At 39.9% G+C, this 16,415-nt stretch carries 11 protein-coding genes; 10 read left to right on the forward strand and 1 reads right to left on the reverse strand.

Annotated features, from left to right (window positions below):
- The first annotated feature begins 329 nt into the window (after positions 1 to 329).
- On the forward strand, positions 330 to 1,784 hold the full coding sequence (locus tag IPI59_02575) for an aminotransferase class I/II-fold pyridoxal phosphate-dependent enzyme (GenBank protein ID MBK7526449.1): 1,455 nt from the start codon (positions 330 to 332) through the stop codon (positions 1,782 to 1,784).
- 92 nt (positions 1,785 to 1,876) lie between these two features.
- Positions 1,877 to 4,810: an immune inhibitor A gene (locus IPI59_02580; GenBank protein MBK7526450.1), complete on the forward strand. Its 2,934-nt coding sequence runs from the start codon at positions 1,877 to 1,879 to the stop codon at positions 4,808 to 4,810.
- A 234-nt stretch (positions 4,811 to 5,044) separates the two neighbouring features.
- Here IPI59_02580 and IPI59_02585 read toward each other — a convergent pair whose 3' ends face one another.
- Positions 5,045 to 5,608 (reverse strand): hypothetical protein, encoded by a 564-nt coding sequence (locus IPI59_02585; GenBank protein ID MBK7526451.1) that lies wholly within the window; start codon positions 5,606 to 5,608, stop codon positions 5,045 to 5,047.
- A 356-nt stretch (positions 5,609 to 5,964) separates the two neighbouring features.
- On the opposite strand from IPI59_02585, the gene IPI59_02590 reads away from it, so the two are divergent.
- From IPI59_02590 to IPI59_02625, 8 genes are all read left to right on the forward strand, one after another.
- Positions 5,965 to 7,320, forward strand: coding sequence for a polysaccharide deacetylase family protein (locus tag IPI59_02590; GenBank protein ID MBK7526452.1), 1,356 nt, complete (start codon positions 5,965 to 5,967; stop codon positions 7,318 to 7,320).
- A gap of 156 nt (positions 7,321 to 7,476) precedes the next feature.
- Positions 7,477 to 9,780, forward strand: a complete 2,304-nt coding sequence (locus IPI59_02595) for a hypothetical protein (GenBank protein MBK7526453.1) — start codon at positions 7,477 to 7,479, stop codon at positions 9,778 to 9,780.
- 107 nt (positions 9,781 to 9,887) lie between these two features.
- Positions 9,888 to 10,178 carry a preprotein translocase subunit SecG gene (secG, locus tag IPI59_02600; protein MBK7526454.1) on the forward strand — a complete coding sequence of 97 codons (291 nt, stop codon included), beginning with the start codon at positions 9,888 to 9,890 and terminating at the stop codon, positions 10,176 to 10,178.
- Between the two features lie 443 nt (positions 10,179 to 10,621).
- Positions 10,622 to 12,127, forward strand: coding sequence for a hypothetical protein (locus IPI59_02605; GenBank protein ID MBK7526455.1), 1,506 nt, complete (start codon positions 10,622 to 10,624; stop codon positions 12,125 to 12,127).
- Positions 12,128 to 12,253: 126 nt separating this feature from the next.
- Positions 12,254 to 13,426, forward strand: coding sequence for a tRNA 2-thiouridine(34) synthase MnmA (gene mnmA / locus IPI59_02610; GenBank protein ID MBK7526456.1), 1,173 nt, complete (start codon positions 12,254 to 12,256; stop codon positions 13,424 to 13,426).
- Between the two features lie 104 nt (positions 13,427 to 13,530).
- Positions 13,531 to 14,271, forward strand: a complete 741-nt coding sequence (locus tag IPI59_02615; protein MBK7526457.1) for a hypothetical protein — start codon at positions 13,531 to 13,533, stop codon at positions 14,269 to 14,271.
- A 34-nt stretch (positions 14,272 to 14,305) separates the two neighbouring features.
- A complete protein-coding gene (dut, locus tag IPI59_02620; GenBank protein MBK7526458.1) occupies positions 14,306 to 14,749 on the forward strand; it encodes a dUTP diphosphatase in 444 nt (147 codons plus the stop codon).
- Between the two features lie 495 nt (positions 14,750 to 15,244).
- On the forward strand, positions 15,245 to 16,165 hold the full coding sequence (locus tag IPI59_02625) for a restriction endonuclease (GenBank protein ID MBK7526459.1): 921 nt from the start codon (positions 15,245 to 15,247) through the stop codon (positions 16,163 to 16,165).
- Positions 16,166 to 16,415 lie beyond the last annotated feature (250 nt).

Genomic DNA, 16,415 nt, shown 5'->3' on the forward strand with positions numbered 1-16,415 from the left:
GGATGTTTTAGCTGCTAATTAAGGCGGGTAAAAACTGAAAACTTGTCAATTTAATTTATCAGTGGTCAAATATTTTGCAAAAACCATACAATATTTTAACTAATTTTATTTTTGAGTATGAATAAGCAGAACATCATATCTTGGTTTAAACGGCTTGGGGTAGCCGGATTTTTATTTTTTCTGGTCAAAGGGTTAATATGGCTTGCTATTTTTTATGGCGCGGTAGAGTGGTTTAGGTAAAAAAACACTCGCACTTAATTAGCAAGTTGAGCGTGCCGTTTTTTGCCCACTCAAATTGCTTTAAACCAGTTTTTTACTTGTTAAGTATGATGAGCAACGAAGCAATAACGCTTAAATTAAACGAATTAAGTAAACTTAGCCGGCAACTTGACCCACCAGAGCCCGAGCGAGTAGAATTGATAAACAGTGTTGTAAACTACGCCAACCAGTTTATTGAAGGGCTTGGTACTGTTACGGCCTTCCGGAATAAAGATGCCAATTCGCTCGAAATAACCAACGAAAAACATCCCTTAAGCGAGCTGCTTAGTTTATACCAAAAACAAGTTGCCGAAACAGGTATTAATGCCGCATCGGGCAAACATTTGGGCTATATTCCGGGCGGTGGCGTGTTTAGTGCTGCCCTTGCCGATTTTATTGCCGCCGTTACCAACCCGTTTGCAAGCGTATATTTTGCCTCTCCGGGCGCAGCTACCCTCGAAAATGAGGTAGTCAACTGGTTAAAATCTGTTTTTTCGTTCCCTAAAAATGCCGTTGGCTGTTTGTCGTCAGGGGGCTCTATATCTACCCTTATTGCGTTTACCGCCGCCCGCGACAGGCATAAAATTAAAAATGAACGCATACCAAAAAGCGTTGTGTATTTAAGCGAGCAAGTTCATCACTCAACACAAAAAGCACTGCGCATAATAGGTTTAGAAGATATAATAATAAGATGTTTACCCTTAGATGACAGGCATCGGATAAAGGCCGATTTGTTAGAAACCCAAATAGAGAAAGATATTTTAGCCGGATTGTACCCGTTTTTAGTAGTGGCTACCGCCGGAACTACCGATACCGGCGCCGTTGACCCTTTGGAGGCAATAGCCGCAATAGCCCAAAAGTATAAAATATGGTTTCATGTGGATGCCGCCTATGGTGGTTTTTTTATTATGACCGCCACCAAAAAAGCCATTTTTAAAGGCATTGAAAAAGCCAACTCGCTAATTGTTGACCCGCACAAGGGTTTGTTTTTGCCCTACGGCGTAGGGGCCGTGTTGGTAAAAGACAGCGATGCGGTTTTACACTCAAACTACTATACGGCAAACTATATGCAAGATGTTGCCCATGATGAAGAAATGCTTAAAAGCCCGGCTAATCTTTCTCCGGAATTAACCAAACATTTCAGAGGGCTTAGGGTGTGGCTGCCGCTGCAATTACATGGCATTGAACCTTTTATAGCCTGCCTCGAGGAAAAACTATTGTTGGTAAAATATTTTAGAAACAAACTTAAAGCACTTGGTTTTTGCTTAGGTCCCGAGCCAGATTTGTCTGCAAGCTATTTTTGGTATCCTTTTGAAACAGAGGCCGATAAAAAAAACAAATTGCTAATGGACGAAATACATGCCGATGGTGCGGTGTTTTTAAGTTCTTCGATTATCAATAACCGCTTTGTTATTAGAATTGCTATATTGGCGTTTAGAACAAAAAAAGAAATTGTGGATGAAACGATAGAAATGATTAAACGTTGTTTAATAAAAGTTCATAAATTTGAGCAGAATTTATGTTGAGTGGCTGCTCAGGTACGCTCTATATTTAAAAAACCAATTTACTGTTTGCTTGCCTGTGTTTTTAACAGGAGCATCAAACTAATACTTGTTTTATGAAATTTATATGTTTTTGGTTTATTGCCCTTGCACTCATACTGCTAAACTCAAACTATGGCGCTACATTAAAAGCCCAAACAGTGGCTGCCCAAGCCCAAACAGTTGTAAAAGCACAGCCCCAGCAAAATAGTGCAAATGCCACTGCTATACCCTTACCCATACATAACCACAGCAATACTGTAGGCATATACAGCAAAGTGCTAATATACGTGCCCAACCAAACCGAAGACCTAAGCCGTTTAGCCCAGCTTGGTATAGACCTTATATGTGGCGCCGAGTACGATAAACAAAACAAAACAATAACGCTTGATATATCTGAACATGAATTATTGTTGGTTAAAGCATCCGGATTAAATTACAAAATTATAATTCCGGATTTATTAGACCACTACCACAAGCAACAAACGGCACCGCCAAACTCGGGCAATAATCAAAATTATAAAACACTCGAACCAACTGCCAGCGGTTGCAATGCGCCCCAATATTCAACGCCCGCCAATTTTGTTTATGGCTCAATGGGCGGCTTTTACACCTTAGATGAAATGTACGAGCAATTAGACGATATGAAAGCGCTTTACCCCAACCTTATTACCACTAAAGCAGCACTAAGCAAAACCAGCAACGAGGGGCGCACCCTTTACTTTGTAAAAATTAGCGACAACCCCGGCACTAACGAAACCGAGCCCGAAGTGCTATATACTGCCGTACACCATGCCCGCGAGCCTTTGTCGGCCACACAATTAATATTTTATATGTGGTACCTCCTCGAAAATTACAGTACCAATACAGACGTTAAAAACTTGGTTGATAATACCGAACTGTTTTTTGTGCCCTGCCTTAACCCCGATGGCTACCATTACAACTATAATAACAACCCGGGCGGCGGCGGCATGTGGCGCAAAAACCGACGCGACAACGGCGGTGGTACTTTTGGTGTTGATTTAAACCGAAACTATGGCTATCAATGGGGCTACGATAACAGTGGCTCATCGGGCAACCCCATTTCAGATACTTACCGCGGCACATCGGCCTTCTCAGAGCCCGAAACGCAAGCCATACGCGACCTGTGTAACAACAACGAGTTTAGAGTGGCGCTAAACCACCACACCTACGGAAATTATTTTATTTACCCGTATGGCTACGCCGCCAACGCCATTAGCCCCGATTATGATGCCCACCGCCGCCAATCAGAGCAAGTGGCATGGTTTAACCGCTTTAAGTTTGGAACCGGTAAAGAAACTGTAAACTATTATACCAACGGCGACAGCGACGACTGGATGTACGGCGAACAAACCACTAAACCCGTTATTTTTGCTTATACCCCCGAAACTGGCACATCGGCAATGGGCGGATTTTGGCCAACCCAAAACGATATTGTACCGCTTTGTAAAACCGATGTGCGCCTAAACAATATGGCGGCATTAATGGCCGGTAATTACGGCGTCTTGCACGACCTATCGAAGTTTGAAATTGCCAATAATTCCGGATTTTTTGAAATGCGCCTCGAAAGGCTTGGCCTTGAAAATAACCTGCCATTTACAGTTACCCTAACACCTCTATCAAACAATATTGAAATAATAAACAACCCTACCCAAACGGCCACACTTAATTTGTTAGAAACCAAACTGTTCAGTTTCCCGTTTTCATTAAAACCCACTACCCAGCCCGGCGAGCGGGTTCGCTACCGCGTACAACTACACAACGGCCTTTATAACTTGGTTGACGATACGACCACTTTAATTTATAAACCTACGGTTGTGTTTAAAGACACCGGCTCAATTGGCAGCTACCTTAACTGGACGGGCGGATGGTTTGTAACCGACGAAGCGGCTTATACCGGAACCTGGTGTATGACCGATAGCCCCGACCAAAACTATGCAAACAGTGCCAATAGTAATGCCATTTTTAGCACCACATTTGACCTTACTAATGCCGACCACGCTGCCTTAACCTTTTATGCCAAATGGAATTTAGAAGCATTTTATGACTATGTTCAAATTCAAATTAGTACCGACGGAGGCACTACCTATACCCCACTTTGTGGACGCTACACCAAACCCGGCAGCAAAAACCAGCAACAAGGCCAAGCCCTTTACGATGCTGACCAAAATTTTTGGGTTAAAGAGCAAATTAATTTAGATGACTACGCGGGGCTTAGTAATTTAAAAATAAGATTTAAATTGGTAAGCGATGCAAACGATGTGGCCGACGGATTTTATTTTGATGATATTTCTATTTTAGCTTATCCTAAAGAGTCGGTATTGGTTGGCACAACGGTATTGCTTGAGGGGCCGTACAATAATATTTCGAAGCAATTAGGCAATACTTTGCGCACTAAGGGCTTAACGCCACTAACGCAGCCATTTAATATAAGCCCATTTAATTATGCAGGCACCGAAGGGGTAAATAATATAAGCAATATTCCAGCCGATGTGTGTGACTGGGTATTAGTTGAACTGCGCGATGCTGACGATGCGTATAATGTAGTTGCGCAACAAGCCGGATGGCTGCTAAAAACGGGCAAGGTTCGCGGGTTAAATCATCCGGATGGGCTTTTGTTTAACAATATCAATTATGGTGAATCGTATTATATTGTAGTAAGATCGCGCAACCACTTACCTGTTATATCGGCACAACCTGTTAGCACCACCAACCCAACGCCCTACGATTTTACTAATAACGTAAATAAAGCCATGGGCGTAAACCAACTTAAAAATATGGGCGATGGCAAATATGCCATGTTTGCCGGCGACATAAATGCCGACGGGGTAATTACCGTAACTGATTTTAATATATACGTTTTGCAGGCTTCGTTTATTAACCAATATGCACGCGCCGACTGTAACTACGACAGCAACGTAACAGTTGCCGACTTTAACCTATACAAGCCCAATAGCAGTAAAATAGCCGCTGGGCCGGTTATGTATTAATTAATCAATTTAAAATGGCATTTTGCCTGTTTGCCTTGCTGTGTTTTGGTTTTTTGCAAGTTTGTTAGGCATATAAAAAAGCCAAACAATATTATTAAGAGAGCAAATTAAGTAAGGGAAACAAACTTAACCAGGCAGATCGTTTTGTATTGTTTGGCTTTGATTTTGTTTAAATCTAACCAAGTATCCATCCGGAGAGGAGAGGTATTGTTTTTTCTGTAATTTAGGGCAAACTTATTTTTTGGGTATTTCCTGAACTTTATATATCGCATCAAAAAGCGCTTTATATTTTTCGCCACGCGCCATGCCGTCAATACCCGCTTGTACATGCTCGGTAGTAAAAGTTGCTTCGTTGAAAGTGTCGCCATTTGAATTTACGTATTTTAGTTGGCGCGTCAGGTAATAAGTGCGGATGCGTTTAACACTTAGGTCGTACATATCGCGGGTGGCATCTTGGTTATAACTGCATTTAATTAGGTTGCCGGCATCGTCAAACAAAAAGTCTGTGTAAATTACCCTCGAAGCATAATTAATGCTCGAAATAATTTTTTTAAGTACTACCCGGCCATTGTCTATTGCATAATAAAAATAAATATCTTCGCTGTATATACCTCCGGCAATTGGAGACTTGGTGCGGTTAATTTGCAAATTATTGGTAAGCAAACGGTTTTCAGATATAGCCAAGTTTAAATCGTCGCTAAATTTATCAACCGAGGCGTAATCAAAACCTTGAGCAAAAGAGGTGTTAATGGCCGTTAAAAATAAAATAAATACAAAAAAAAGTTTTTTTGAAAACATGATTAAATATAATTTTTATGGGTATGAAAGTACAAAATTAAGTTTTTTTTTTAAACGAAGTAATAGCAAAACTTGTTATGCCATTGACTTTTTTTGCTTGTAAAAGTTTATTTGTCTATTTAAAAATGTAGGTAGCAGGGCAATTAAATACATTTAAAAATTTTATTCAAACAATTGGTTTGAATAAAATAATTTAGATACATAGTTTTGTTGCAATGTTTTGTTTATATTTGTTGTTTCGTGCGTGTATTTATTAATTGAAACCTGTATTTAAGTTACAAACGGTACAACCAACCAAAGTAAAACAATATTCGTATTAAAAAAAACAATAAGTTTAGTTAGTTTAATTAATTTAAATGTTACTTGTATATACACCAAAAATTACCAATCGTGTTAAGTATGTATTTAAACACATTTTAACGCATTTTTTGGGCATAGAAATTACCCTAACTACCGACCAAAACGCCTTTGCTGCCAGCACCCTACCTAAACTAAACTACAGCAATAAACCCATTGCCGACGAGTTGTTTTTTTATGCCGCACCTTTGCTTTTTGAACGCGGTATTAAACCTCAAACCTTTAAAATTGAACGATACCGCGATACTGTTATTTTTTATATCGCCAAAAACAGCTCTGATTTACCATTTGACCTGTTTGCCGCCACGTTTTATTTAATTACACGTTACGAAGAGTACTTGCCACATAAAACCGACCAGCATGGCCGATACCCTGCCGAAGAAAGTCTTGCTTACCACGAGCAATTTTTACACCAACCCGTTATTGACATTTGGGCGCATTGGCTTTGGGCAATTTTGCTGCGTTATTATCCACAACTACCTGTAACCAAGCGCGGATACCGCTTTATACCAACTTACGATATTGACCTTGCCTATGCCTATGCTAACAAGGGCCTATTGCGCTCAATTGGCGGCTATCTGCAAGATGCCCGCCTGCTAAATTACCAAGCTATACTTGAGCGCACCAAAGTATTGCTAAGGCTAAAAACCGACCCATTTGATACTTTTAACTGGCAGTTCGAACTTCAAAAAAAATATCGGTTTAAGCCAGTTTATTTTATTTTGCTTTGCGAGTATGCGCAGTTCGATAAAAATATTTCGTTCGAGAACCTGCAATTTCAAGAACTGATTTGCCGGATTGCCGACTTTAGCGAGGTAGGCATACATCCCTCTTATAACTCAAACAAAGATGTACGAATTTTGCAAGCCGAAACAACTAATTTAGAATTTGTTTTGCGCAAAGAAATTAAACGAAGCCGGCAACATTACATTAAACTACACTTGCCAAATACCTACCAAAATTTAATTGAACTGGCCATAAATAAAGATTATACAATGGGTTATCCACAAAAACCGGGCTTTAGGGCCAGTACTTGTAGCTCGTTCTTTTTTTACGACCTAACCCTTGAAATGGAAACAAAACTGAAAATTTTTCCGTTTACCGTTATGGATGTAACCCTGCAACAATACCAACAACTAAAACCCGACCAAGCATTTGCCGCAGTTTTGCCATTAATAGAACAAGTGAAAGCTGTAAATGGTATTTTTAGTACCATTTGGCATAACCACACCCTAAGCAACCGAAACGAATGGCAAGGCTGGCGCGATGTTTACGAAGCCATTGTAAAAGAAGCCACACCCGAAAACAAAGTTAAAACCATTGATATGCCAATACAACTCTTAAACCTGACTTGAAAAACAACCTTAAAGCAAAGCAAACCCTACTTCATTACAAAAATAACATTCCGTATCATCCGGATAAAAAAAATAAACAAAAATCATACACAAGCAATGCCAATTTCTACCTAATTTGGCAGGCTAAAAGATACATTAAATTTTGCCCAAGTACTCATGGATAAACAACAACTGTTGGAGACGATTACCAACTTGAATCAAGTTGATAAAATATCACTTGAAGAATTACAGCATTTAGCAAGCTCGTACCCGTATTTTCAAACCGCACATCTACTGCTTGCCTACAAAACACAAAAAATAATGCACGCCGAACACAGCAGCGTGTTAAGCCGTGCCGCCACAGTAGTACAAAACCGCGAAATACTTTTTAGGCTCTTGCACCCCACTTTGCTTAATTCTAATACTATTTCTGACCTTGAGAATAAACCATTCGAACCACCGATCTTAGACGAACATGAAGATGCAACTATTGCCATCTCGCCGGTTATTATACCCACTACCCCAAATTTTATTCCGGATGAAGAATTGCCTTTAACCGCTTTACATCTTCACGCTTCGGCAAGCACTGAACAAACCGCCGAACAACTCGAACAGGAAATAGAGGTTTTAGTACAAAAATTTGGCGCTAATCCGCCCGCAACCATTACTTTAAATGATGACGAACCCGAAGTTAAGAGCAATGATTTAATGGTGCAAACAGAAAACAATAATCAAAGCAGCAACACTACAGAACCAACACCAATTATTCCCGAATTAAATAATGACTCGAGTTTGGAATTTATCAATACTATAAACGATGATGATGTTGACGAAAACTTAAATATCGCTGATATTGCTAAACAGGCACTCACCGAATTGCAAGCAGTGTTATCAAATAATATTAATCATCGGAATATTGAGGAGGTTAGCACCGACACAGAAGAAGCGGAAGAAAATACCGATTTCGTAGCTCTCCACACCGAAGCCATTTCAAAAGAAGCTTTGGCCGAGTTGCAGGTCGAATTATCAAACAATAAAACCGAAGAAGAAGAAGAACAAGTTCAGTTGGCAAACGAAGTTAATCCTCCGGATATTGAGGAAGAAAATACCGATTCCGTAGCCCTCCACACCGAAGCCATTTCAAAAGAAGCTTTGGCCGAGTTGCAGGTCGAATTATCAAACAATAAAACCGAAGAAGAAGAAGAAGAACAAGTTCAGTTGGCAAACGAAGTTAATCCTCCGGATATTGAGGAAGAGAACACCGATTCCGTAGCCCTCCACACCGAAGCCATTTCAAAAGAAGCTTTGGCCGAGTTGCAGGTCGAATTATCAAACAATCCAACCGAAGAAGAAGAAGAACAAGTTCAGTCGGCAAACGAAGTTAATCCTCCGGATATTGAGGAAGAGAACACCGATTCCGTAGCCCTCCACACCGAAGCCATTTCAAAAGAAGCTTTGGCCGAGTTGCAGGTCGAATTATCAAACAATCAAACCGAAGAAGAAGAAGAACAAGTTCAGTCGGCAAACGAAGTTAATCCTCCGGATATTGAGGAAGAGAACACCGATTCCGTAGCCCTCCACACCGAAGCCATTTCAAAAGAGGCTTTGGCCGAGTTGCAGGTCGAATTATCAAACAATCAAACCGAAGAAGAAGAACAAGTTCAGTCGGCAAACGAAGTTAATCCTCCGGATATTGAAGAGGAAAACACCGATTCCGTAGCCCTCCACACCGAAGCCATTTCAAAAGAAGCTTTGGCCGAGTTGCAGGTCGAATTATCAAATAATCAAACCGAAGAAGAAGAAGAAGAAGAACAAGTTCAGTTGGCAAACGAAGTTAATCCTCCGGATATTGAAGAGGAAAACACCGATTCCGTAGCCCTCCACACCGAAGCCATTTCAAAAGAAGCTTTGGCCGAGTTGCAGGTCGAATTATCAAATAATCAAACCGAAGAAGAAGAAGAAGAAGAACAAGTTCAGTTGGCAAACGAAGTTAATCCTCCGGATATTGAGGAAGAGAACACCGATTCCGTAGCCCTCCATACCGAAGCCATTTCAAAAGAAGCTTTGGCCGAGTTGCAGGCATATTTGCTTAATACAACCGAAAACGAATCGGCGAATTTACCTGTTGAGCCGGTTCCTAATAATGAGGCCATTGAGGCAGCGGCGCAAAAAAGTTTAGAAGAAGACCCAGACTTGTTATTAGCATTACAACAAAAAATTGCAAATTACAAACAAGTTTTGCATATGCAGGCAAACCCAGTTAAAACTGATGAGCCTAATTCTATAGAAAACGAAGAAAATATGGAAGAAGCGGATTTGTCGCCCACAGGAATTGTTACCGAAAGGCTGGCAAAAGTTTATGCCCGGCAAGGCTATTACGATGAGGCAATCAAAATTTATAAACAATTAATTTTGAAATTTCCAGAAAAAAGACGTTACTTTGCAGTCCGAATTGAAGAATTACGCAATAAATTGGTATAGTTTTAGCAGATAACTGCTAAAACATGCTTAATTTTGCTATTTAATTAGCTAATTTGCTTGATAATTTATTTTTTTTATGTGCTATTAGATAAAATTTAATTTATAATATGTATATTTTTATTACCTTAATTATTGTCGTTATTGCCGTACTGATTATGCTTATTATTTTGGTGCAAAACCCCAAAGGTGGCGGCTTAGGTGCTGGGTTTACAGGTGGGGCATCGCAAGTTATGGGCGGCGTTAAACAAACCACCGACTTTTTAGAAAAAGCCACTTGGACGCTTGCCATTGCATTATTTGTGTTGAGTATTTTTAGTAACGCTTTTTTGCCAAGCGAACGCCCCATAAATAACCAGGGCACCGAAACCAAAATTGAAAACCTTCTTGACGAAGAATAAAGTCAATAAAAAAAGAAAGCAATTAATTACAAACAACTGATAATAGAACTTGCAATCTAACCAAGCCAATTGTTTGTTAATTTTCGACAACCCCTGCGTGGATTACCCAATATTTATGGGTAGCTTCACAGGGGTTTTTTATTTTGTTTTTTAATAATTGCTTGCAGTGGAATACAATTTGTTTTAATATTTTAGCGTTCATAAAACATGGTCTCAGTTATACACGTTTATATAAAACAAAATAAAAAATATATTTATTATTGTGTAATGGCGCTTAATAATAGTTGTTTTCTTAAACGAAGTTAATGTTTAAACATCTAACCTAAAATCTGTGTTTTATATAAAATCAATCCCAAAAATAAAAACATCAAGTATTGAGGTTCTTTTTAAGATAAAACTAAGGAATTGCTATTGCTATAGTATTCTATTTTGTTAATTTAATTATGAAGAAAAATACCACTACCGCGTCCTATTGTAATATTGCCTTGTTGCTACGCTGCCTCTTTATTGCCGGATGGTTTGCTGGCATTACCGGTTTTGCGCAAAAATTTGAAGATTTTAGAGCATTTACCGAAGGCCAACAAGATGTTACCTGTGTGCAATACACCTTAGACGGTAAACGTTTTGCTAGCGGCAACGCAATTGGCACTGTATTAGTGCGCGATGCCGAAAAAGGCAATATTTTAAACCTTTTGCGCGGCTTAACAGGCCGGGTAAATGCCGTTGCATTCGACCCCAACAGCCGCTACGTTTCAGGAAGCGACAGTTTTGGCAACACTATTGTTTGGGATTTAGCCAGTAGCAAAGAGTTGTTTAATGCCAGCAAATTGCCCGAGTTGGCAGAACTGAAAAATGCCAGTTTTGCTTTTTTCGACAACTCCGGAAAAAAACTTTTTTTTGGCGGCAATTCTAAAAAACTATATGTGGTAAATTTTATTCAAAACCCCAATTCCGTTAAAATTGTACAGCAATTTAAACATCCTATACAAACAGCAGCAGCAAGTAGCAAAGGCGAGCATATTGCCTTAGCTACCGACACTAGCATTGCAGTTTTTAATACTAATACCGAACAATTAATAAAAAATATACAGGGGTGCAGTCGCCATATTCACGACATTAAATTTCCTCCCGGCGATACCCTCATATCTACAACCTGCTCGGCAGAATCAAACAGTTTTCATATATGGAGCGTTAAAACAGGGCAAAAAACACGCAAACTGTTTAACTTACAGCCCGGACACCGTGCCGACAAAATTGAATACTCGCGCGATGGCAAGTATGCACTAGTTCTAAGCCACTCGGCGCAAACAGTATTATACGACATCGCACGCGACACCATTATTCAAATATTAACCGGACACCGCGAAGAAGTACTAAATGCAAACTTCTCGCCCGATAGCAAAGCTATTTTAAGCGCCGGGGCCGATGACCAAATTAAAATGTACAAATGGAAACAAATATTTGAAAACGACAACCTCCCCGATGCCTCAACCACACGTTACGTTCCGGAAATAGACACCTTAAAACTTCTTTACGACGCCCGGGGCGTTCCCACAAAAATAGGTAAGCGAATTTTAACCGGATCACAAAAAGCAACAGTCGAAGGCAACAAAGTTACCATTATGGTTTGGGACTCGGAATATGAAGACAACGACACAATTTCGTTGTATTTTAATGGCAAATGGGTATTAAAAAAATACGCACTGCGTACCGATAAAAAAGTATTGCACCTCGAAATGAGTGCCGACAAGGAAAATAAACTAATTATGTATGCCCATAATTTGGGCAAACGCCCACCCAATACCGCCGCAATTAGCGTTTTTGATGGAAAAAAAGAACGTTTAATAAATTTAAGTTCTAATATGCAACTGTCTGATAGTATTCAGTTTGTTCGCAGCCATTCCGGAAATAAAAACGCAAATCTTCCACCCATCGAAGACGGCAGGTAAAAAAACAACTCCTCCGGATTGTTGAATAAAATTCCGGATGATATAATTCAAGACCTTCCTGCCAAATAAAATTGCCTTAAATTTTGTACCTTTGTTGGCCAATACGTAATTAAGCAGCACAAAAATATGAGTAAAAATGGCAGAGTATTAGTGGCCATGAGCGGAGGCATTGATAGTACTGTAACAGCGGCAATGTTGCACCAGCAAGGCTATGAAGTAGTAGGTATTACCATGAAAACCTGGGACTATGCAACTGCGGGCGGCTCAAAAAAAGAAACCGGATGTTGTAGCTTAGACTCAATTAACGATGCCCGCCAGGTAGCGGTCGATATGGGATTTCATCATTTTATTATTGATATTCGGGAGGAGTTTGGCGACTGGGTTATTGACAATTTTGTACAAGAATATCTTGCCGGACGCACCCCCAACCCTTGTATTTTGTGCAATACACACATAAAATGGGCTGCTTTACTGCGCCGTGCCAACTCGTTAAACTGCGAGTTTATTGCCACCGGCCACTATGCCCAACTGCGCAAACACACCAACGGCCGCTTTGTTGTTTCGCGCGGCTTAGATACCCACAAAGACCAAAGCTATGTGTTATGGGGGCTGCCGCAAGAAAGCCTTGCCCGAACCATGTTTCCGGTGGGCAATTACCACAAAAGCCAAATACGCCAAATGGCCCGCGATTGGGGCTACGAAAACTTAGCACAAAAAGCCGAAAGCTACGAAATTTGCTTCATTCCCGATAACGACTACCGCGGGTTTTTAAAACGCCGCGTCAACGGACTAACCGAGCAGGTGGCCGGGGGCAATTTTGTAAACCGACAAGGCAAAATTTTAGGCCAACACCAAGGCTACCCCTTTTATACCATTGGCCAACGCAAAGGCTTAGGTTTAGCTTTTGGCACACCCATGTATGTTGCCCAAATAATTCCGCACACAAATACCGTTGTTTTAGGCGAATGGAATGAAATGCAACGCAACGGAATGACTGTTTATAACGTCAATATGATGAAATACCAGTCTTTGCCAAACGATGGCATGCATTTAAATGGCCAAATACGCGCACATCATCAAGCAGCACCGTGCTGGGTAAATCAATTTTATACCGAGAACGCCACCTTGAACGAAAACGAAAATAACCAACAACAAAAACAACCAGAACAGCTCCACTTAAATTGCCTTTTCGATGTGCAGGTCGATGCCATCACGCCCGGCCAAAGCGCCGTTTTTTATGAAGACAACGATGTAGTATGCGGCGGACATATTCAAAATAGTTTTGACGTTAGCGAATAGCCATAACAATTGCTTTAAAAATGCCAATAAATATTCAACATAATTTAATATCAATTATTTATACACCAACCCAATATTCTTTTTAAATAAAAAATAACTAATACATGCGGAGCATTTTAAATATCGCCGCTTTAATGATAATCATCGGCGTATTACTATTTATATCGGCCTGTAAAGATGAATTTTTAAATACCAACATAGATTTTGGTTTTGAATACTTTCCTTTAACATCCGGATTTTGGGCTGAGTACCGTGTGGACTCTACTATTTACAGCAGTTTTCTTCCGGATGGAAAAGCAAATCGCACCAGCTATTTACGTGAAGAAGTTGCCGACACATTTACTGATAATACCGGACGCTTGGCCTATACTATTAAACGCTTTAGCCGTACCAACGACACATTGCCTTGGCAAAATTTAACCCCAGTAGTATGGTACGCTGTGCGCGATAGCAATCAAGCCGAACGGATGGAAGGGGAGTTGCGCTTTATTAAACTCATTTTTCCAATCACCGAAAATACTACTTGGAATGGGAATGCCTATTTAGATGTAGAAAACGACAACCTAACCAGCTATAAAAACTGGAAATATACCTGTAAAAATATAAATACACCTAAAACAATAGGCGGCAATTCTTTCGCACAAACCACCACCATCCTCGAAACAGACCAAGAAAACTTAATAGATAAAGTATATAGTTTGGCCGTTTATGCCAAAAATATAGGTAAAGTTTATCGCGAACAATGGGTATTAAACACCGAAACTATTGATGCAACCACCACATGGCCCGACCGTGCAAAAACAGGTTTTATTGTAAAGGAAACCATTTTAAATTACAAAAAATAATAGCTAACTTATAATAAATACACTCGCTTTGAATATGTCAACTTTGTTATCAGTTCCTATTATTAACAACAGCAACAACCCTTTACCCAACTATGCCACCCATGGTGCGGCAGGCATGGACATAAGAGCATTTTTAGCCGAGCCGATGATTTTGCCTCCGTTAGAGCGAGGCTTAGTGCCCACAGGCTTACACGTAGCCCTGCCACAAGGCTACGAAATGCAATTGCGTATGCGCAGCGGATGGGCACTAAAGGGCTTAATTATGCCAAATGCACCCGCCACTATCGATGCCGATTACAGGGGCGAAATTAGAATATTAGTAGCCAATATATCAAATGAAACGCTTACAATACAACCCGGTGAGCGTATGGCACAAATGGTTATAGCCAAACACGAAACGGTTGTTTGGCAGCCTACCACTCAACTCAGCGAAACGACACGCGGTGAGGGTGGCTTTGGCAGTACTGGTAAAGAGTAAAAAAAAGAAAATGCCGCTTTTTCTTTTTTTGTACGACTTTAAACTTAAAACACATCGCTTTAAATATTGCTGTTAGGGCGATGCGTTTTTAAACGAATACTGTAATTTTCCGGATGCATTTATTCCGGATTGATTATTTCGGCGTTATCGCTATCTTACCAAAGTAATATTGCCTTTGTATTCAAGCAGCCGCTGGTGTACGACTGATAATAGCAGACCATAATTCGCTTCGATTATTCAATATTTTGACTCATGATATATTCAAAACAAGATTAAAATCCTGTTTTTGAATTTTTCGCGTTTTTAGGGCTCATTTTAAGGCTAAATGTACCCCCTTTTTGCCTTAAAGATTTAGGAAGCAAAAAAACAAGCCCCCAAATCGCCTCAATTTGAAATTTATAACTTAAATTTGTCAAAAATTAACAGTTTTAAGGCAGGCTGGGGTTTGTAAGACGACACCGAAACAAAAAATCAAACAAAGTTTAAAGTGAAAATATGATACCAGACTACCAATCATTAATGCTTCCAATACTCAAACTTGTTGCGGACGGACAAGAACATAAATACAGGGACTTGATTGAAAGTTTGGCTGTTGAATTTCAAGTATCAGACAATGAAAGAAAAGAACTCTTGGCAAGTGGCAACCAAGCAATTTTTGACAACAGAGTTGGCTGGGCTAAAACATATCTCAAAAAGGCAGGACTACTTGACTCACCAAAACGAGCGACTTTTATAATTACCGACCTTGGCAGGCAGACTTTAGCGAAAAATCCTGACCGAGTTGACGCAAAATATTTAAGACAATTTCCTGCATTTTTAGAGTTTCAAAACGCTTCGAGAAACAACAACGAGACAGAAGAAGATGAAACAACCTTAATTGAAAACAATGAACAGACACCTGAAGAGAGTTTGGACAAGGCCTATCAACGAATAAGAAAATCATTGGCTTCTGAATTACTTAACAAAGTTGTTGATCTCTCACCTGCTTTTTTCGAGCGACTTGTAGTTGAACTTTTAGTAAAAATGGGTTATGGTGGTTCAATTAAGGACGCAGGAAAAGCAATGGGCAAAAGCGGTGATGAAGGAATTGACGGAACAATAAAAGAAGATAAACTCGGACTTGACATTATCTATATCCAAGCTAAACGCTGGAAACCAGGAAATGTAGTTGGACGACCAGAACTTCAAAAATTTGTTGGCGCACTTGCCGGACAAGGGGCTAAAAAGGGAATTTTCATCACGACATCAAACTTTACTAAGGAAGCATTGGAATACACACCGAGAAATGAAACAAAAATTGTTCTCATAGACGGTGAACAGTTGGCTCAACTAATGATTGACTACAATCTTGGATGTGCGACACAACAGACTTATGAACTTAAAAAAATTGACAGCGACTATTTTGGAGAAGAATAAAACATAGGGAAACACAGAAAACCGACCAGCTAACATCGCCCCCGCCTAACCCAAACTCCTTTTGATTGGTTTTTTTGGGGGGCTAAACTGCCCGCCGCGGCTACATTTGCCGCGTTTTAAACGAGTTTAATTTGAATTTTTAAGGTCTTGTGCTTAACCAATTTATGCTTATCTTTGGCGATAGACTCAGATTATAAACCAAAACACTAAGTTTTTAACTTACACAGTTATTGAAATACTGCCGAAATTT

This window comes from Sphingobacteriales bacterium, assembly GCA_016706405.1.
Classification (GTDB): domain Bacteria; phylum Bacteroidota; class Bacteroidia; order Chitinophagales; family UBA2359; genus BJ6.

Bases quoted from the DNA above. Each gene is read 5' to 3' on its own strand.
- IPI59_02575 (MBK7526449.1), top strand. From the start codon at position 330: ATGAGCAACGAAGCAATAACGCTTAAATTAAACGAATTAAGTAAACTT.
- IPI59_02580 (MBK7526450.1), top strand. From the start codon at position 1,877: ATGAAATTTATATGTTTTTGGTTTATTGCCCTTGCACTCATACTGCTA.
- IPI59_02585 (MBK7526451.1), bottom strand. From the start codon at position 5,608: ATGTTTTCAAAAAAACTTTTTTTTGTATTTATTTTATTTTTAACGGCC.
- IPI59_02590 (MBK7526452.1), top strand. From the start codon at position 5,965: ATGTTACTTGTATATACACCAAAAATTACCAATCGTGTTAAGTATGTA.
- IPI59_02595 (MBK7526453.1), top strand. From the start codon at position 7,477: ATGGATAAACAACAACTGTTGGAGACGATTACCAACTTGAATCAAGTT.
- secG (MBK7526454.1), top strand. From the start codon at position 9,888: ATGTATATTTTTATTACCTTAATTATTGTCGTTATTGCCGTACTGATT.
- IPI59_02605 (MBK7526455.1), top strand. From the start codon at position 10,622: ATGAAGAAAAATACCACTACCGCGTCCTATTGTAATATTGCCTTGTTG.
- mnmA (MBK7526456.1), top strand. From the start codon at position 12,254: ATGAGTAAAAATGGCAGAGTATTAGTGGCCATGAGCGGAGGCATTGAT.
- IPI59_02615 (MBK7526457.1), top strand. From the start codon at position 13,531: ATGCGGAGCATTTTAAATATCGCCGCTTTAATGATAATCATCGGCGTA.
- dut (MBK7526458.1), top strand. From the start codon at position 14,306: ATGTCAACTTTGTTATCAGTTCCTATTATTAACAACAGCAACAACCCT.
- IPI59_02625 (MBK7526459.1), top strand. From the start codon at position 15,245: ATGATACCAGACTACCAATCATTAATGCTTCCAATACTCAAACTTGTT.